A 17,169-nucleotide genomic window follows, 5' to 3' on the forward strand; every position below is an offset into this window, starting at 1 on the left:
CCAGTGAACGTCGGTCAGCCGGCGCCGTCGGCGCGCAGGGGGAAGACGTTGGGGCGGGCCTCGTCGAGGAGGGTGCCGAGAACGGCGCCGATCTTGTCCGCCGGCATCGGCTTGAAGAAGTGGTAGCCCTGCGCGGCGGTGCAGCCCAGCTCGGCCAGCACGGACCGCTGCTCGGCCGTCTCCACGCCCTCGGCGACCACCCGCAGGCCCAGCTCCTGAGCCAGTCCCACGGTGGTCCGGACGATCGCCGCCGCCTCCGGCGAGTCCGCCATCCGGATGACGAAGGAGCGGTCCACCTTCAGCTCGTCCACCGCGATGCGGGTGAGGAACGTCAACGACGAGAAGCCGGTGCCGAAGTCGTCCACCGCCAACTGCACGCCCATCGCCCGCACGGTGGCCAGCACCTCGTCGATGACCTCCAGCTCGCTCATCACCACCGTCTCGGTGATCTCCAGGACCAGCCGGTGCGGCGGCACCTGGTGCCGTCGCAGCGCGTCCGCGATCTCCACCGGGAGCTTCGGGTCGAGCAGGCTGCGGGCCGAGAGGTTCACCGAGATCGGCACGTCCAGGCCCTCCCGGGCCCACCCGGCGGCGACGCCCAGCGCCTTGTCCAGCACGTACCGGGTGAAGGTGCCGAGCTGCTCGCTGTTCTCCACCGGGCGGATGAAGTCGTGCGGCCCGAGCCAGCCCCGGCGCGGGTGCCGCCACCGGATCAGCGCCTCCACCCCGGTCGGTGCGCCGGTGGCCAGGTCCACCGCCGGCTGGAGGGCCAGCACCAGCTGGTCGTCGGTGGCCAGCGCCTCGCGCAGCTCGGCCAGCAACGCGAGCTGGTCGGTGCTGGCCGCGTCCCGGGCCGGGTCGTACGCGGCGACACTGCCGCCGCCCTCCTTGGCCTGGTACATCGCGATGTCGGCCCGGCGCAGCAGCTCGGTCATGTCGGCGGTGCCCGCGTCGGCCACCACCACGCCCACCGAGACCTCGACGGACATCCGCACCCCGGCCACCTCGGTGGGAGCGGCGAGCCGCTCGGCGATCTCGCGCGCCTGGCGCAGCGCGTACGCCATCGGGGCGGTGCGGTCACCGATCACCGGGACCGACGTGAGCAGCAGGGCGAACTCGTCGCCGCCGAGGCGGCCCAGCAGGTCGCCGCCGCGGGCAAGCGAACCCAGCCGGTTGGCGGTCAGCCGCAGCAGCTGGTCGCCGGCCGCGTGCCCGAGCGTGTCGTTGACCTCCTTGAACTGGTCGACGTCGAGCAGCAGGAGCGCCACCGGATGGTCGTGGGCGAGCTGCCGGAGCGTCTGGTCGCCCTTGCCCAGCATGGCCGCGCGGTTGGCCAGCCCGGTCAGCGGATCGTGCACCGCCTCGTACGAGGAACGCGCGGTGACCAGGCGCAGCTCCCGGTGGGTCGCGGCGTCGTGCAGGGCGGCGGCGAGGGCGTCCGAGAACGCCGCCACCGCGTCGTGCTCGCGGGGGGAGGGCGGTGCGGACCGGGGCAGCCGCACCCGCAGCTCACCCACCTTGGTGTCGCCGACGGTGAGGGCGCGGACCAGCTCGTGTTCCTCCGGTGCGGCCCCGGCGGGCGCGCCGACCTCCAGGTCCACCAGCTGGCCACTCGGGTCGCCCCGGTACCGCCGCCACCGGCCGTCGGCGCGCGCCACGTCGATGTCGACCAGCTCGGCGTGGAAGAGGGTCAGCGCGCCGGTCACCGCGGCGGTGGCGACGCCCCGCTCGTCGAGCTGGTTGAGCGCCGCCGTGGCGTCGGCGAAGGCCCGCCAGGCGCGCCGCTCCTGGTCGGCCCGGAGCCGGTGCCGGTAGGTCTGCTGGAGCAGCCAGAGCGGCGGCGGGAGCAGCAGCAGCCAGCGCGGATCCCGTTGCAGCAGGGCCACCACGACCAGGCCGACCGCGACGTTGCCGACGAACATCAGCAGCTTGCCGCGCAGCGCCGCGAGCAGGAGGGGGACGGCGGGTACGCCGTACCGCAGGGCCAGCGTGCCGCCGCCGAGCAGGGCGCTGGCAAGGAGGTACGTGACCGAGCCGGCGATCAGCGCCACCGCGAGCACCGGGGTGAGCGGGGCGAGCAGCGGCCGGCCGAGCGCGGCGGTGACGGTGACCGCCAACGCGGTGGCGGCGGACAGCGAGGCCGCGATGCGGACGACCTCCCAGCCGCCTCGGCGGTCGCCGAACAGCGACATGGCCGCCCAGGCGAGGCCGGTGCCGCAGAGGGTGGCCGACGGGAGCCAGCCGGCGGGCGTCAGGAAGAGGCAGACGATCAGGGCCGCCTCGCCCCAGGTGATGCTCACCATGCCGGCGGAGGTGCGGAACCGCAGGCGGGCGAGTTGGGCGAGGGCGAGGATCGCGACGGCGATCCCGAAGCGGGCCGGCCCGCCGAGCGGGTCGTCGGCCGGCAGCCCGGTCGGCAGGGTCGCCCCGAGGGCGGAGGCCACCAGGGCGGTCGCCGTGACCGCGGCGGTCAGCAGGAACAGCCGGGCGCGTACGCCGGGCACCTCCCGCCACGGTTCGCCGGCGCTGCCGGACGTCACCGATCTCCTCCCGCCACGGGCCGGCCGGAGGTACGACGAGCCGTCGCTGCTGTGACGGTCATCGGCGCCCCCTCCCGCGCACGGCCTTGCGGGACTTCTGGTCCCCCGGCGGAAGGCTAAGCCAAACCCGGTGGCCGCAACAGGGGGCGGCCACCGGGTTCGACGTGATTCATGCCCGGACTAGCCGTTCCGGTGCTGCTGACGCCCGTCGGGTGCGTTCGTCGATGAATCCTGCGTTCCCGTCCCGTCTGTCGGATCACCGACTGCCGCGTCGGCCCGGCCGTGCTCGGCCGACGGCGGCTGCTGCGGGAACCGGTCGGGCAGCCGGCGCAGCCGGGCGTTCATGTTGCGGATCAGCAGGACGGTGGCGGTCGCCAGGAGCAGGATGAGGAACAGGCCCATCGGACCGGCCAGCCCACCCGTGCGGGTGTCCCCGAAGTTGTTCTGGGCGAGCACCTGGGCGGTGGTCAACATGGTGTTCCTCCGATGCGCGGTTGGTGACCAGGGTAGACCCGTGCCCGGTCAGCGGACATGGGCCGTCTCCCGCACACCGGCGAAGAGGTCCGACTCGGGCAGTGGGCTGTCCACCAGTGAGCGGACCAGCTCGAAGTCCTCCGTCGGCCAGGACCGCTTCTGCAGCTCCATCGGCACCTGGAACCAGAAGCCGTCCGGGTCGATCTGGGTGGCGTGGGCGCGCAGGGCGTCGTCCCGGACCGGGAAGTAGTCGGAGCACTCGACCCGGGTGGTGATCCGGGGGCCCTTGTCCGGCCGGTCCTCCCAGCGCTTGATCCACTCTCCGTACGGCGACTCCAGGCCGGCGGCGAGGATCCCCTCGTGCAGGGCCATGATCTTGCCCTTGGAAAACCCGATGTCGTAGTAGAGCTTGAGCGGCTGCCACGGTTCGCCCAGTTCCGGGTAGCGCTCCGGGTCGCCGGCCGCCTCGAAGGCCGCGACGCTGATCTTGTGGGTCATGATGTGGTCGGGGTGCGGGTATCCGCCCTCCTCGTCGTACGTGGTGACGACGTGCGGGCGGAACTGCCGCATCAGCCGGACCAGCGGCCCCGCCGCCACCTCGACGTCCTGGAGGGCGAAGCAGCCCTCCGGCAACGGCGGCAGCGGGTCGCCCTCCGGCAGCCCGGAGTCGACGAAGCCCAGCCACGCCTGCTCCACACCGAGGATGGCGCGGGCGGCGTCCATCTCGGCGCGGCGGATCTGCCCGATGTCGGCCCAGACGTCCGGCCGGTCCATCTTCGGGTTCAGCACGCTGCCGCGTTCACCCCCGGTGCACGTGACCACCAGGACGTCCACGCCCTCGGCCACGTACTTGGCCATCGTCGCCGCACCCTTGCTGGACTCGTCGTCCGGATGCGCGTGCACAGCCATGAGTCGCAGTCGCTCTGCCACCTTTGGCGCTCCTCGTCTCTGCCAACCGACGGCCACACCCCCGGGCCGACTGGCTGACCTGCCGGAATCCTCCCCCGCGCCCGGACCTGCCGGCGGCCGACCTGGCATTCTTGACAACAGGACCGGCTGGGAGAATGGAACCCTGCCATTCTTGCCGATGCCGCCGACAACAACGCCAGGAGATTCCCGCCGGTGACCGAGACGCACGCCACAACCGCACCGGGGGCGCCGGTATTCCCGCCCGGCCGCTACGGCCGCCGCCGGGAGCCGGGCCGTCGCCGACCGTTGCTGGTCGCGCTGCTGGCGCTCGCGCTGCTGGCCGTCCTGGGCGTGGTCAGCGTGCGCCTCTACCAGCAGTACGGGGATCCGAACTACCGGGCCGAGGTGATCACCTACACCGGGATCACCGACGAGCAGGTGCTCGTCGACTTCCGGGTCACCGTGCCGGACGGCGGTCGGGCGGTGTGTGTCCTGCGGGCCCGGTCCCGGGACGGCGCGCAGGTCGCGCTGGAAGAGGTCACCGTCGCCGCCCGCCCCGGTGAGCGGCACATCACCACCCAGCACCGCCTGACCACCAGCGGCCGGCCGTTCATCGGCGAGGTGCTGCGCTGCCGGCCCGCCTGACCGGTCCGGGACCCACCGCCACCGCCGGCGACCGGCCCACCGTCGGTTGATCACCGGCAACCTGTGTCGTACGGCACTGGTAACTTGGAAGTTCACCTGTCAGCCAGCACGCACAAACGAGGAGTACGCCTGTGTCCACTGGAAACGAGGCGCCCGCCACCTGGCTGTCCCAGGACGCGTTCAACCGTCTCCAGGCTGAGCTCGACGAGCTGATCGCCAACCGGCCGGTCATCGCGGCCGAGATCAACGCCCGGCGCGAGGAGGGCGACCTGCGGGAGAACGGCGGCTACCACGCCGCCCGCGAGGAGCAGGGCAAGGCCGAGGGCCGCATCCTCTACCTCAAGGAGCTGCTCCGCACCGCCCAGGTCGGCGAGGCGCCGACCGCCGACACGGTGGCGCCCGGCATGGTCGTGACGATCTACTTCGACGACGACAAGGACGACACCGAGACGTTCCTGCTCGGGTCCCGGGAGATCTCGGCCACGACCGACCTCACGGTCTACAGCCCGGAGTCGGCGCTGGGCAAGGCGATCCTGCACTGCCGCCCCGGTCAGACCTGCACCTACACCGCCCCCAGCGGCGCGGACATCAAGGTGACCGTGGTCAGCTTCGAGCCGTTCTCCGGCTGAGCGGTCCCCGCCGGGGCGTGACGCCGGTCGGTGTCACGCCCCGGCGGCGAAGACCTGATAGCCGCTGGCCCGCAGGGCGCTGATCAGCTTGTCCGAGTGCTCCACGCCCCGGGTCTCCACCGACAACGCCACCTCGACCTCGCCCAGGCGCAGGTGCGGGTTCGCCCGCTGGTGCTCCACGTCGACCACGTTGGCCCGGTGCTCGGCGATCTCGCCGAGCAGTGAGGCGAGCTGCCCCGGCCGGTCGGTGCAGCGCACGGTGACCCGCAGGTAGCGGCCGGCCGCCGCCAGTCCGTGCTCGATCACCCGCATCATCAGCAGCGGGTCGATGTTGCCGCCGGAGAGCACCGCCACCACCGGCGTCTCGACCTGCACCGCACCGGCGAGCAGAGCGGCCACGCCGACCGCGCCGGCCGGCTCGACCACCTGCTTGCCCCGTTCCAGCAGCGTCAGCAGGGCCCGCGAGATGTCCTCCTCGGACACCGTCACCATCTCGTCGACGAGCTTGCGGACGTGGGTGAAGGTCAGCTCCCCGGGCCGCCCGACCGCGATGCCGTCGGCGATCGTGCTGAAGGACGGCAGGCGCACCGGTTCACCCGCCACCAGGGAGGGCGGGAAGGCGGCGGCGCTGGCCGCCTGCACGCCGACGATCCGGACGTCCGGCCGCAGCGCCTTCGCCGCGACCGCGATGCCGGACACCAGCCCGCCGCCACCCACCCCGGTGATGATCGTCTTGACGTCGGGGCACTGTTCGAGGATCTCCAGCGCCACCGTGCCCTGGCCGGCGATCACGTCCGGATGGTCGAACGGGTGGATCAGCACCGCGCCGGTCCGCTCGGCGAACGTCTGCGCCGCGATCAGGGATTCGTCGACCGTGTTGCCGACCAGTTCCACCTGCGCGCCGTACCCCTTGGTGGCCGCCACCTTCGGCAGCGGCGCGTTCACCGGCATGAAGACGGTGGCGTGCGTACCGACCAGGCCGGCGGCGAGCGCCACCCCCTGCGCGTGGTTGCCGGCGCTGGCCGCGACCACACCCCCGGCCCGCTCCGCCGCGGACAGCCGGGAGATCCGCACGTACGCCCCGCGCACCTTGTACGACCCGGCCCGTTGCAGGTTCTCGCACTTGAGCCACGCCGGACCGCCCAACTGCGCGCTCAGCGGTCGCGAGGGCTCCAGCGGGGTGGTGCGGACGACGCCGGCGAGCAGTTCCCGCGCCGCGCGTATGTCGTCCAGGCTGACCAGTTCCGTCATGCCCCGATCGTGCCACCTGTCCCGGTCACCGGGTCGGGGTGGGGACTCTCGGGTAGCCGGGGGCGTGGCGGGTCCAGGGGGCTTCCAGCTCGAACTGGCCGGCGACACCGAGCAGCAGCAGCTCCGAGCCGGGCGGGCCGACCAGCTGCACCGCCACCGGCAGCCCGTCGGGGCGGCGGCCGACCGGCACGACGATGGCCGGCAGGCCGGCGATGTTCCACGGTGCCGCGTACGGGGCGTACCGGATGTTGGTCACCATGTTCGCCCGCCAGGACCGGGCCGACCAGCCGGCGGCCGCCGGCGGCGCGGTGGCCAGCGCCGGGGTGAGCAGCAGGTCGACCGAGTGGTCGGCGAAGAAGCCGATCGAGCGGTCCCGCCAGGCGTCCCGGTCGGCCTCCCGGACGTACCCACGCTTCTGCGCCCACTCGCCGAGCGCGACGTGCCGGCGGCTGCGCCGCTGGAGCCCGGCCCGGTCGACACCGGCGGCCCGCACGTCGGCGGCGGCCGCGGCGAACCAGGTGGCGATGCCCTGCAGGCCCAGCGCGGTCGGGTAGACCGGGTCGGCGGGGATGGTGTCGTGGCCGGCCGCGGCGAGCAGCCGACCGGCGGCGGCGACCGCGTCCCGGTTCGGCTGGTCGGGCTGCACGCCGCGCACCGGCGACCGCAGCGACACACCGACCCGCAGCCGCTGCGGCGGGACCAGCTTCTCCTGCCGGCGGCCGGCGAGCACCTGGAAGCCCACCGCCGCGTCGGCGACCGTGGTGGCGAGCATGCCGTGCTCGGTGAGGCCGAACCAGTCGTCGGCGCCGAGCTGGCAGGGGATCACGCCCCGGCCCGGCTTCAACCCGACCAGGCCGCAGCAGGCCGCCGGGATGCGGATGGAGCCGAGGCCGTCGTTGCCGTGCGCGATCGGCACCAGGCCGGCGGCGACCGCGGCGGCCGCGCCGCCGGAGGAACCACCGGGCGTACGCGAGCGGTCCCACGGATTGCGGGTCACCGCGCTCTCGTCGTCGGTGAGGCCCCACAGGCCGAGTTCCGGCATCCGGGTCACGCCGAGGATCACCGCGCCGGCACCGCGCAGCCGCCGGACCACCTCGTGGTCGGCCTCGGCGACGGCGGTACGCACCGCGGCCGATCCGTTCCAGGTGGGCAGGCCGGCGACGGGGGTGTTCTCCTTCACCGCCACCGGCACGCCGGCCAGCGGGAGGTTGGCCAGTTCCTCCTGCTCGTCGACCTTCTCGGCCTCGGTGATCGCCTCCCCGCCGCGTACCGCGCGGAACGCGGCGAGGTCGGCGTCGGCGCGCGCGATGTGGTCGAGGTGGTCGGCGACCACCTGGGTGGCCGACACGTCACCCCGGCGTACGCCCCGGGCGATCTGCTTGGCGGTCGCACCGACCCAGGTCGGCATGATGTCCTGCACGGCCACCCTCCCCAAACGGCGGTCAGCCCAGTGCCTGCTCCAGATCGGCGAGCAGGTCGTCGACCGTCTCGATGCCGACAGACAGTCGCACGAGATCACCGGGAACTTCAAGCGGCGAGCCGGCGGCACTTGCGTGTGTCATCCGGCCCGGGTGCTCGATCAGGGACTCCACGCCGCCGAGCGACTCGGCGAGGACGAACAACTTCGCCCGGTTGCAGATCTGGACGGCGTGGTCCTCACCGCCGGCCGCCCGGAAGGAGATCATGCCGCCGAAGCGGCGCATCTGCTTCGCGGCCACCTCGTGCCCGGGGTGCGACGACAGCCCCGGGTAGATCACCTGACCGACCTTGGCGTGTCCGTCCAGGTACGCCGCGATCCGCTCGGCGTTGTCGCAGTGCCGGTCCATGCGTACGCCCAGGGTCTTGATGCCGCGCAGGGTGAGCCACGCGTCGAACGGGCCGTTGATCGCGCCCATCGCGTTCTGGTGGTAGCGCAGTTCCTCGCCGAGGTCCCGGTCGGCGGCGACCAGCGCACCACCGACCACGTCGGAGTGCCCGCCGACGTACTTGGTGGTGGAGTGCACGACCACGTCCGCGCCGTGCGCGATGGGCTGCTGGAGGTACGGCGAGGCGAACGTGTTGTCGACCACCAGCAGGGCGCCCGCGTCGTGCGCGACGGCGGCCAGGGCGGCGATGTCGGCGATGCCCAGCAGCGGGTTGGTCGGCGTCTCCACCCACACGATCTTCGTCGTGCCCGGCCGGATCGCGGCTCGCACGGCGTCGACGTCGGAGACCTTCGCCGGGGTGTACGCGAGGCCCCAGCGCTCGGCGACCTTGGCGAACAGGCGGTAGGTGCCGCCGTACGCGTCGTCGGGGATGACGACGTGGTCACCGGGCGTGCAGACGGTACGCAGCAGGGTGTCCTCGGCGGCCAGGCCGCTGGCGAAGGCGAGCGCGACCGGCCCGCCCTCCAGCGCGGCGAGGCACTCCTGGAGCGCGTCCCGGGTCGGGTTGCCGGAACGGCTGTACTCGTAGCCCAGCCGGGGAGCGCCGACGGCGTCCTGGGCGTAGGTGCTGGTCTGGTAGATCGGTGGGATCACCGCGCCGGTACGGGCCTCGGGGTCCTGACCGGCGTGGATGGCGAGCGTCTCGAAGCCGTGGTTCATGCCCGGAACGTTAGTCCAGTGCAAGGAAGGGCCCCCCGTTAACGCCTCCGGTAGAGGAAGGGCCCCCTGTTAACACGCGCCGACCGGCGACCCTCCGCTGACGGAACTACGCTCGTCCGATGGCCGGGTGTGTGTTCTGCGGGATCGTGGCGGGTGACGTGCCGGCGATCCGGGTGGTCGACGAGCCGGACGGGGTGGCGTTCCTGGACACCCGGCCAGTCTTCAAGGGACACGTGCTGGTCGTGCCGCGTACCCACCTGGTCGCCCTGACCGACCTGCCGGTCGAGTCGATCGCCGGTTACTTCGGCCTGGTCCGGCGACTCGCGGCGGCGGTGGAGGGCGGGCTCGGCGCGGGTGGGACGTTCGTGGCGATGAACAACAAGGTGTCCCAGTCGGTGCCGCACCTGCACACCCACGTGGTGCCGAGGACCAAGGGCGACGGCCTGCGCGGTTTCTTCTGGCCACGCACCCGCTACGCCGACGACGCGGAGGCCGAGGAGTACGCCGCCCGCGTCACCGCCGCCCTGTGAGGGTGTAGCGGGTCACCCACAGGCCCTCGATGACCTCCTGGTCGCCGGTGGGGGTGAAGCCGAACGACTCGTACAGGGTCCGGGCCGGCTGGTTGTCCCGGCCGGTGGCGACGATCACCCGTCGGCCCCCGGCCCGCTCCAGCACCGCGCCGACGAGGGCCCGACCGACGCCGCGCCGGTGTGCGGCCGGGTCGACCACGAGCCGCTCGATGTCGACCACCTCCGCGTCCTCGGTCCAGGCGATCGCCCCGGCGAGCTGCTCGCCGAGACCGGCGGCGAGCCACCGCAGCGGTGCGGCGCGCAGGTCGGCCAGGGTCTCGTGCAGCGGCGGGATGCGGTCGTCGCCGATGAGCGCGGCCTCGACCGCGTATGCGGCGTGCTGCACCGCGAGCAGCGACCGGGCCAGCGCCTCGTCGGCCTCCGGGTGGATCGGGACGACCGTGGGCCGGGCGCTCACCCGGTCAGCGGGTGGGCGGGGTGGTGACGAAGGCCCGCCAGGCGGCCGGCGGGAACGCCAGCGCCGGCCCCGACCGGTCCTTGCTGTCGCGTACGGCGACGACGCCCGGCAGGTTGTCGGCCACCTCGACGCAGTCGCCGCCGTTGCCGCTGCTGCGGGTGCTGGTGCGCCACCGTGCTCCGGTCAGGTCCATGCCCGTGCCGCCTCCTCGATCAGCTCGGCGCTCGCCCGGGCGGGCAACGCCTCGGCGCGCACCGACTCCCAGGTCCGCAGCAGCGATAGTACGTCCGGGGCGCGCGACACCGCGTGCCCCTGGAGCTGGTTGTCCAGGTAGGCCACGTCGTCGCCGTCGGCGGTGGTGGCGACCACGAACGCCCCGTTGAGGCCCGGATAGGCGCCGGCGGCGACCGGCACGACATGCAGGTGTACGTGGTAGCGGCGGCCGACCTCGGCCAGGTGGGCGAGCTGGGCGGCCATCACCGCCGGCCCGCCGACCGGCCGGCGGAGCACGAACTCGTCGAGGACCACGACGAATTGCGGCGGCGCACCGCGCGCCAGCACCGCCTGGCGTTCCAGCCGGGCGGCCACCAGCTGCTCGGCCTGCTCGTCGCTGAACCGGCCGGCGCCGGTGAGCAGCGCCCGCGCGTACTCCTCGGTCTGGAGCAGGCCCGGCACGACAAGCGGTTGGTACGACCGCAGCACCGTGGCCTCCTGCTCGATCCGCGCCCACTCGCGGAACCAGGGCAGCAGCACCTCACGGCTCAACTGCTCCCGGATGCGACCGAGCAGCCCGTCGGTGCGCAGTGCCTCGTCGCAGCGGGCGGTGAAGTCCGGTCGGGGCAGTCGCCGCCCCTGCTCCACCGCCGCGATCAGCGACCCCGAGTAGCTGATCTGCTCCCCCAACGACTCCTGGAACAGCCCGGCCGCGCAGCGCGCCCGACGCAGTTCCCCGGCGAACAGCTCCACCAGTGCCGAACCCGCCACCGCTCACCTCCACCAACGACCGGACCGGACAGACGCGCCGGAACAGCACACGGTAACGGCGGCGTCACCCGCCGGGGAAGCCCGTCGGCCTGCACAGACGGGCGTGTGTGCCTGAGTGGTGGCCGGGCGGGTAAGGAACCGGGACCCGGTGGCGTTGCACGCTGCGAAGGGTACGAAAGGAGTCCCACGTGTTCCTCCGCCGTATGAAGGCCGACCTGCCCACCCCCGACCAGGCCCTGCCGGGCCGGCTGATCGCCATGCCGATCGCCGACCGGCACGAGGTGCTGGGCACCCCGTTGAAGGGCCCGTTCCCGGAGGGCGCGCGGGTGGCGGTCTTCGGAATGGGTTGTTTCTGGGGTGCCGAGCGGCTGTTCTGGACCCTGCCGGGCGTCGTCACCACCTCCGTCGGCTACGCGGGTGGCAGCACCCCGAACCCGACGTACGAGGAGGTGTGCTCGGGCCGGACCGCGCACGCCGAGGTGGTCCAGGTGGTCTACGACCCGAAGATCATCAGCTACGAGGACCTGCTCAAGGTCTTCTGGGAGAACCACGACCCGACCCAGGGCATGCGCCAGGGCAACGACGTCGGCACCCAGTACCGGTCGACGATCTACACGACCACCGACGACCAGCTCGCCACCGCGCAGGCGTCCCGGGACGCGTTCGCGCCGATCGTGGCGCGGGCCGGCAAGGGTGAGATCACCACCGAGATCGGCCAGCTCGGCGAGTACTACTTCGCCGAGGACTACCACCAGCAGTACCTGGCCCCGACGAAGAACCCGAACGGGTACTGCAATCACGGCCCGAACGGGCTGAGCTGCCCGGTCGGCGTGGCCCGTACCGCCGGCTGACCGACTCGGCGGTGTTCAGCTGGCCTGCGGTGTTTGTCACACCGCAGGCCAGTGCCGATTCGGGCACCGGCCGAGCCTCGGTGCGGGACCGGGCCAGGGATCACGCATAGTGAACGATGGGCGGGCACTTTAGCAACCCTGTTACGTGACTGTCATCGTCCCAACAGGCAAACCGCAATATCCTCTGGCAGCATTGCCTGGCATGTGCGGACTTGCGGGAGAGTTCCGGCGTGACGGGTCACGCGCCGACGTGGCGACGGTGGAACGCATGGCGGCCACGATGAGTGACCGAGGGCCCGACGACAGCGGGGTGTGGGCGCAGGGCGCGACCGCCCTCGGGCACCGACGCCTCAAGATCATCGACCTCTCCGCCGCGAGCGGCCAACCGCTCGTCGACGCGGGCGCCGGTCTCACCGGAGTCTTCAACGGCTGCATCTACAACTACCGCGAACTGCGCGCCGAACTCCAGGCCAAGGGGCACCGCTTCTTCTCCTCCGGCGACAGCGAGGTGGTCGTCAAGGCGTACGCCGAATGGGGTCTGCACTTCGTCGACCACCTGATCGGCATGTTCGCCGTCGCGATCACCGAGCGGGACACCGGCCGGCTGGTGCTGGCCCGGGACCGGCTCGGCATCAAGCCGCTCTACCTGGCCGAGACGCCCGGCGTGGTGCGCTTCGCCAGCACCCTGCCCGCGCTGCTGGCCGGCGGCGGGATCGACACCACCATCGACCCGGTGGCGCTCGGCCACTACCTGAGCTTCCACAGCATCGTGCCGCCTCCCCGGACCATCCTGCGGGGCGTCACCAAGCTTCCCCCGGCGACCGTCCGGGTCTACGAGCCGGACGGCTCCACGACCGAGCGGGTCTACTGGGACCCGTCGTTCACCCGGGACGCCGGGCGCGCCGGCTGGTCGGAGAAGGACTGGCAGGACGCCCTGCTGGAATCGCTGACCACCGCCGTACGCCGGCGGATGGTGGCCGACGTGCCGGTCGGCGTACTGCTCTCCGGCGGCCTGGACTCCAGCCTGGTGGTGGCCCTGCTCGCCGGTGAGGGGCAGCGCGGCCTGTCCACGTTCTCCATCGGCTTCGACTCGGTCGGCGGCCGGGAGGGCGACGAGTTCCGCTACTCCGACCTGGTGGCGAAGACCTTCGACACCGACCACCACCAGATCAAGGTGCCCACCGGTGACCTGGTGCCGCCGCTGGAGGCCGCCGTCGCGGCGATGAGCGAGCCGATGGTCAGCCACGACTGCGTCGCCTTCTACCTGCTCAGCCAGGAGGTGGCCCGGCACGTCAAGGTGGTGCAGTCGGGGCAGGGCGCGGACGAGATCCTGGGCGGCTACCACTGGTACCCGCCGCTGGCGCGGGTCGGCCGCGAGGACGCCCTCGACACGTACGCCCGGGCGTTCTTCGACCGCGACGCGGCCGGCCTGGCCGCGGTGCTCAACCCGGACCGGCTGGCCGACGGCGACCCGGCACGGGAGTTCGTGGCCGCGCACCTGGCCCGGGCCGGCGCCCAGACCGCGGTGGACGCGGGCCTGCGCATCGACACCCAGATCATGCTGACCGACGACCCGGTCAAGCGGGTGGACAACATGACCATGGCGCACGGGTTGGAGGCCCGGGTGCCGTTTCTCGACCACGAGTTCGTGGAGCTCGCCGCGAGCTGCCCGCCGGAGCTGAAACTGGCCCAGGGCGGCAAGGGCGTGCTCAAGGAGATCGGCCGCCGGGTGCTGCCGCACGAGGTGATCGACCGCCCGAAGGGCTACTTCCCGGTCCCCGGCCTGACTCACCTGGAAGGCAAGCTCCTCGACCGGGTCTCCGACGCGCTGTCCGCGCCCGAGGCCCGTCGCCGCGACCTGTTCCGCTCCGAGTACGTCGACGCGCTCCTCGCTGACCCGAATGCCGAACTGACCCCGTTGAACGGAAACAAGCTGTGGCAACTGGGACTCCTGGAAATGTGGCTCCAGAGCCACGGAATCGACTGACCGTGACCGACACCCTCGCAACCGGGGTGGCCAACGTGGACCAGCTGCGTGGCCGCACCCGTCGCTACGAGCGGGTGGGGCCGGGTGGCGATCCGGTGGCCACGCACGCTCCGCCGGCCACCGACGCCGACAACCAGGCCGGCGGCCCCCGCGTCGTGCTGGACTGCGGTTGGGGCCGGCTGGTGTTCGGCCAGACCTTCACCGACCAGGCCGCCGTCGCGGACGTGCTGCGCTCCGAGGTCGCCGGCGCGCGGGACATCTGCATCTACCTGCGCGATCCGCACGTGCTGGTGTCCCGGCTGCCCGACGAGTTGTTCATCGACCCGTCGCTGACCTACCGGCTGCCGCTGGACCACGAGCTGCCCGACGACGGCGTGATCCCCGGCCTGACGTTCCGTCAGCTGCGCGACGCCGACGACGCCGAGGCGGTCAACCGGATCTACGCGGCCAACGGCATGGTCACCGCGCCGGTCGAGGTGCTTGTCGACAACGCCGGCACCGACCGCTTCCTGCACCTGCTGGCGGAGAACGCCGCCGGCGAGATCGTCGGCACCATCACCGGCGTGGACCACGTGGCGGTCTTCGACGACCCGGACAACGGCGCCAGCCTCTGGTGCCTGACCGTCGACTTCAACGCCGCCCCGCCGGGCACCGGGCAGGCCCTGATCACCGCGCTGGCCGCCCGGCTGGTCGAACGCGGTCGCGCGTTCGTGGACCTGTCCGTGCTGGCCGAGAACTCCGGCGCGATCCGGCTCTACGAGCGCCTCGGCTTCTACCGGACCGCGACGCTGTGCGTGAAGCGCAAGAACCCGATCAACGAACGGCTGTTCCTGCCCGCCATGCCCACCGGCTACGACCGGCTCAACCCGTACGCGAAGATCGTCGCGGACGAGGCGATGCGGCGCGGCATCCGGGTGGAGGTGACCGACCCGGCCTGGGGCGAGCTGCGGCTGACCAGCGGCGGACGGACCGTCCTGACCCGTGAGTCGCTGTCCGAGCTGACCTCGGCGGTGGCGATGAGCCGCTGCGACGACAAGCGGGTCACCCGACGGATCCTGGCCGAGGCGGGACTCAGCGTGCCCCGGGGGCGGACCGCCGCCGGAGACGAGACCGACGCGGCGTTCCTCGCCGAGGTGGGCCAGCTGGTGGTCAAGCCGGCCCGGGGCGAACAGGGCAACGGCATCACGGTCGGGGTACGCACCCCTCAGGCGCTGGCCGCCGCCGTGGAACTGGCCACCCGGTTCTGCCCGGAGGTGCTGCTGGAGGAACTGTGCACCGGCGAGGACCTGCGGGTCATCGTGATCGACCACGAGGTGGTGGCCGCGGCGGTCCGCCGGCCGGCCGCCATCACCGGCGACGGGGTGCACGACGTGGCCGAGCTGATCGACCGGCAGAGCCGCCGCCGGGCCGCCGCCACCGGCGGTGAGTCCCGGATCCCGGTCGACGACATGACCCGCGAGGTGGTCGCCGAGGCCGGGTACGGCATGGACGACGTCCTGCCCGAGGGGCAGGTGCTCGTCGTCCGGCGAACCGCCAACCTGCACACCGGCGGCACCATCCACGACGTCACCGCGGAGCTGCACCCGGAGATCGCCGAGGCGTGCGTGACGGCGAGCCGGGCCCTGGACATCCCGGTGACCGGGCTCGACCTGCTGGTTCCCACCCCGGAGCGGCCGGAGCACGTCTTCATCGAGGCGAACGAGCGGCCCGGACTGGCCAACCACGAGCCGCAGCCGACCGCCGAGCGCTTCGTGGACCTGCTCTTCCCCGGGACACGGGCACCTCAGCGTCTCTGGTCCCCGGCGGGTGCGGCAAGCTCTGGGGCATGACCGCACGCAAGCCCGCTCCGCTCAAGCTCGACATGGAATACCTGCGCCAGGTGCTGCTGGAACTGCTGGAGATCCCGAGTCCGTCGGGGCGTACCGACCACGTGCAGCAGTACGTGGGCGAGCGCCTCTCGGCGCTCGGGATCTCCTCCACGCTCACCCGACGCGGAGCGCTCAGCGCCTGCCTGCCCGGCCCCCGGTCCACCGGCGCCGACCGGGCGATCGTGGTGCACACCGACACCATCGGCGGCATGGTCAAGTTGTTGAAGGACAACGGCCGCCTGGAGCTGAAGACCATCGGTACGCACAGCGCCCGGTTCGCCGAGGGCGCCCACGTACGGATCTTCACCGACGACCTGGAGCGGGTGATCACCGGGCAGGTGCTCCCGCTCAAGGCCAGCGGTCACCGCTACAACGAGGACGTCGACGTCCAGGGGGTCGGCTGGCAGCACGTCGAGGTCCGGGTGGACGAGCCGGTGGAGGACGTCGCCGGCCTGCGGGCGCTCGGGATCGACGCCGGTGACTTCGTGGCGTTCCTGCCGAACCCGCAGTTCACCCCGAGCGGGTACGTCAAGTCCCGGCACCTGGACGACAAGGCCGGCGTGGCGGCGGTGCTGACCGCGTTCAAGGCGATGGTCGATTCGGGGGTGACCCCGGCGGTCACCGCGCACCTGCTGGTGACCGTCACCGAGGAGATCGGCCACGGCGCCTCGCACGGCCTGGACCCCGACGTCGCGGAGATCGTGTCGGTGGACGCGGCGGTGGTCGCGCCGGGCCAGCAGTCCCGGGAGAAGTCGGCCACCCTGGCCATGGGCGACGGCGTGGGCCCCTTCGACTACCACCTCACCCGCAACCTCGCCTCGATCGCCCGCGAGCACGACGTCGACCTGGTCCGCGACGTCTTCGAGTACTACCGCTCGGACGTGGCGGCGGCGGTCGAGGCGGGCGCGCACGCCCGGGTGGCGCTGCTCGGCTTCGGGGTGGACGCCACCCACGGGCACGAGCGCACCCACCTCGACGGGCTGCGGCACCTCACCCAGTTGCTCTGCCTCTACCTCCAGAGCGACCTGGTGTTCCCCGAGTGGGACGCCGAGCCGGAGGGCGACCTGGCCGACTTCCCGTCGCTGGCCGTGCAGCCGGCCAACACCGAGGGTCCGCGCGAGGGCCCGATCGGCATCGTCGACTCGTTCTGACCTCGGCGCCCGGCATTCCCGGCGAGCCTGTGATCGAAATCCGTTGCCGAGGCCCCCGGGATCTGGATAGCGTGACGGTACACGGGAAAGGAGGTGGTCCAGACTTGTATAGCAATCGGACTCGTGAGGTGGCTGTCCGCTAGCCGCTGTCCTCGACAGTGAAAACCCGTCCGCCGCGAGGCGGACAATGCATGATCGTCGAGACCGTGTGGCAGCGGTGCGGCGAAACCACGACAGCCACCCGACCCCCGGGGTGCCGGCCCAGTCCAGCCGGCCCGCGCGTCAGCGCGGAAGCCCCGGGGGTCGTT

16 protein-coding genes are annotated in these 17,169 nt (G+C 72.5%); 7 read left to right on the top strand and 9 right to left on the bottom strand.

The features are described 5' to 3' along the window. Positions 1-14: 14 nt before the first annotated feature. The 3 genes from D7223_RS20110 to mca all read right to left on the bottom strand — a co-directional run bounded on the left by D7223_RS20110 (position 15) and on the right by mca (position 3,944). Entirely contained in the window at positions 15-2,504 is a 2,490-nt protein-coding gene (locus tag D7223_RS20110; protein ID WP_238162141.1) for a putative bifunctional diguanylate cyclase/phosphodiesterase, read from the bottom strand. A gap of 216 nt (positions 2,505-2,720) precedes the next feature. After that, positions 2,721-3,014 carry a hypothetical protein gene (locus D7223_RS20115; protein WP_120729968.1) on the bottom strand — a complete coding sequence of 98 codons (294 nt, stop codon included), beginning with the start codon at positions 3,012-3,014 and terminating at the stop codon, positions 2,721-2,723. 48 nt (positions 3,015-3,062) lie between these two features. Continuing rightward, positions 3,063-3,944 (bottom strand): mycothiol conjugate amidase Mca, encoded by an 882-nt coding sequence (gene mca / locus D7223_RS20120; RefSeq protein WP_120729969.1) that lies wholly within the window; start codon positions 3,942-3,944, stop codon positions 3,063-3,065. Between the two features lie 192 nt (positions 3,945-4,136). Between mca and D7223_RS20125 the strand changes: the two genes are divergently transcribed. Together D7223_RS20125 and greA are read left to right on the top strand one after the other, a co-directional pair. After that, positions 4,137-4,568 (top strand): DUF4307 domain-containing protein, encoded by a 432-nt coding sequence (locus D7223_RS20125; protein WP_120729970.1) that lies wholly within the window; start codon positions 4,137-4,139, stop codon positions 4,566-4,568. A 131-nt stretch (positions 4,569-4,699) separates the two neighbouring features. Then, positions 4,700-5,197, top strand: a complete 498-nt coding sequence (gene greA, locus D7223_RS20130) for a transcription elongation factor GreA (protein ID WP_120729971.1) — start codon at positions 4,700-4,702, stop codon at positions 5,195-5,197. A gap of 33 nt (positions 5,198-5,230) precedes the next feature. Here the strand turns inward: greA and ilvA are convergent, their stop codons facing one another. The 3 genes from ilvA to D7223_RS20145 are packed head-to-tail and all read right to left on the bottom strand — an operon-like array spanning position 5,231 to position 9,033. Next, positions 5,231-6,448 (bottom strand): threonine ammonia-lyase, encoded by a 1,218-nt coding sequence (ilvA, locus tag D7223_RS20135; RefSeq protein ID WP_120729972.1) that lies wholly within the window; start codon positions 6,446-6,448, stop codon positions 5,231-5,233. Positions 6,449-6,473: 25 nt separating this feature from the next. After that, on the bottom strand, positions 6,474-7,874 hold the full coding sequence (locus D7223_RS20140) for an amidase (RefSeq protein WP_120729973.1): 1,401 nt from the start codon (positions 7,872-7,874) through the stop codon (positions 6,474-6,476). 16 nt (positions 7,875-7,890) lie between these two features. Beyond that, positions 7,891-9,033, bottom strand: a complete 1,143-nt coding sequence (locus tag D7223_RS20145) for a cystathionine gamma-synthase (RefSeq protein ID WP_120729974.1) — start codon at positions 9,031-9,033, stop codon at positions 7,891-7,893. A gap of 119 nt (positions 9,034-9,152) precedes the next feature. Here D7223_RS20145 and D7223_RS20150 point away from each other — a divergent pair, with 119 nt between their 5' ends. Continuing rightward, a complete protein-coding gene (locus D7223_RS20150) occupies positions 9,153-9,563 on the top strand; it encodes an HIT family protein (protein ID WP_120729975.1) in 411 nt (136 codons plus the stop codon). Here the strand turns inward: D7223_RS20150 and D7223_RS20155 are convergent. The 3 genes from D7223_RS20155 to D7223_RS20165 are packed head-to-tail and all read right to left on the bottom strand — an operon-like array spanning position 9,547 to position 11,004. After that, on the bottom strand, positions 9,547-10,020 hold the full coding sequence (locus D7223_RS20155) for a GNAT family N-acetyltransferase (protein WP_120729976.1): 474 nt from the start codon (positions 10,018-10,020) through the stop codon (positions 9,547-9,549). The genes D7223_RS20150 and D7223_RS20155 overlap by 17 nt on opposite strands. Positions 10,021-10,024: 4 nt before the next feature. Then, positions 10,025-10,213, bottom strand: coding sequence for a DUF397 domain-containing protein (locus D7223_RS20160; protein WP_120729977.1), 189 nt, complete (start codon positions 10,211-10,213; stop codon positions 10,025-10,027). Next, on the bottom strand, positions 10,204-11,004 hold the full coding sequence (locus D7223_RS20165; RefSeq protein ID WP_120729978.1) for a helix-turn-helix domain-containing protein: 801 nt from the start codon (positions 11,002-11,004) through the stop codon (positions 10,204-10,206). The genes D7223_RS20160 and D7223_RS20165 overlap by 10 nt, the downstream gene beginning before the upstream one ends. A 188-nt stretch (positions 11,005-11,192) precedes the next feature. Here D7223_RS20165 and msrA point away from each other — a divergent pair, with 188 nt between their 5' ends. The 4 genes from msrA to D7223_RS20185 all read left to right on the top strand — a co-directional run bounded on the left by msrA (position 11,193) and on the right by D7223_RS20185 (position 16,861). After that, complete coding sequence (gene msrA / locus D7223_RS20170) at positions 11,193-11,855, top strand: peptide-methionine (S)-S-oxide reductase MsrA (protein WP_120729979.1); 663 nt, start codon at positions 11,193-11,195, stop codon at positions 11,853-11,855. A 202-nt stretch (positions 11,856-12,057) separates the two neighbouring features. Further along, on the top strand, positions 12,058-13,842 hold the full coding sequence (locus tag D7223_RS20175) for an N-acetylglutaminylglutamine amidotransferase (RefSeq protein ID WP_120729980.1): 1,785 nt from the start codon (positions 12,058-12,060) through the stop codon (positions 13,840-13,842). A gap of 2 nt (positions 13,843-13,844) precedes the next feature. Continuing rightward, positions 13,845-15,671, top strand: a complete 1,827-nt coding sequence (ngg, locus tag D7223_RS20180; protein ID WP_120729981.1) for an N-acetylglutaminylglutamine synthetase — start codon at positions 13,845-13,847, stop codon at positions 15,669-15,671. Continuing rightward, the gene (locus tag D7223_RS20185; RefSeq protein ID WP_120729982.1) at positions 15,668-16,861 is read left to right on the top strand and encodes an osmoprotectant NAGGN system M42 family peptidase; all 1,194 of its coding nucleotides are present in this window, start codon (positions 15,668-15,670) and stop codon (positions 16,859-16,861) included. Before ngg ends, D7223_RS20185 begins: the two co-directional genes overlap by 4 nt. Positions 16,862-17,169: the final 308 nt, after the last annotated feature.

This window comes from Micromonospora endolithica, assembly GCF_003626595.1.
GTDB classification, from domain to species: Bacteria; Actinomycetota; Actinomycetes; order Mycobacteriales; family Micromonosporaceae; genus Micromonospora; species Micromonospora endolithica.

Excerpts from the sequence above, each read along its gene's own strand:
- D7223_RS20115 (WP_120729968.1), bottom strand. The coding sequence starts at position 3,014 with ATGTTGACCACCGCCCAGGTGCTCGCCCAGAACAACTTCGGGGACACC.
- ilvA (WP_120729972.1), bottom strand. The coding sequence starts at position 6,448 with ATGACGGAACTGGTCAGCCTGGACGACATACGCGCGGCGCGGGAACTG.
- D7223_RS20145 (WP_120729974.1), bottom strand. The coding sequence starts at position 9,033 with ATGAACCACGGCTTCGAGACGCTCGCCATCCACGCCGGTCAGGACCCC.
- D7223_RS20150 (WP_120729975.1), top strand. The coding sequence starts at position 9,153 with ATGGCCGGGTGTGTGTTCTGCGGGATCGTGGCGGGTGACGTGCCGGCG.
- D7223_RS20160 (WP_120729977.1), bottom strand. The coding sequence starts at position 10,213 with ATGGACCTGACCGGAGCACGGTGGCGCACCAGCACCCGCAGCAGCGGC.
- D7223_RS20175 (WP_120729980.1), top strand. The coding sequence starts at position 12,058 with ATGTGCGGACTTGCGGGAGAGTTCCGGCGTGACGGGTCACGCGCCGAC.
- D7223_RS20185 (WP_120729982.1), top strand. The coding sequence starts at position 15,668 with ATGACCGCACGCAAGCCCGCTCCGCTCAAGCTCGACATGGAATACCTG.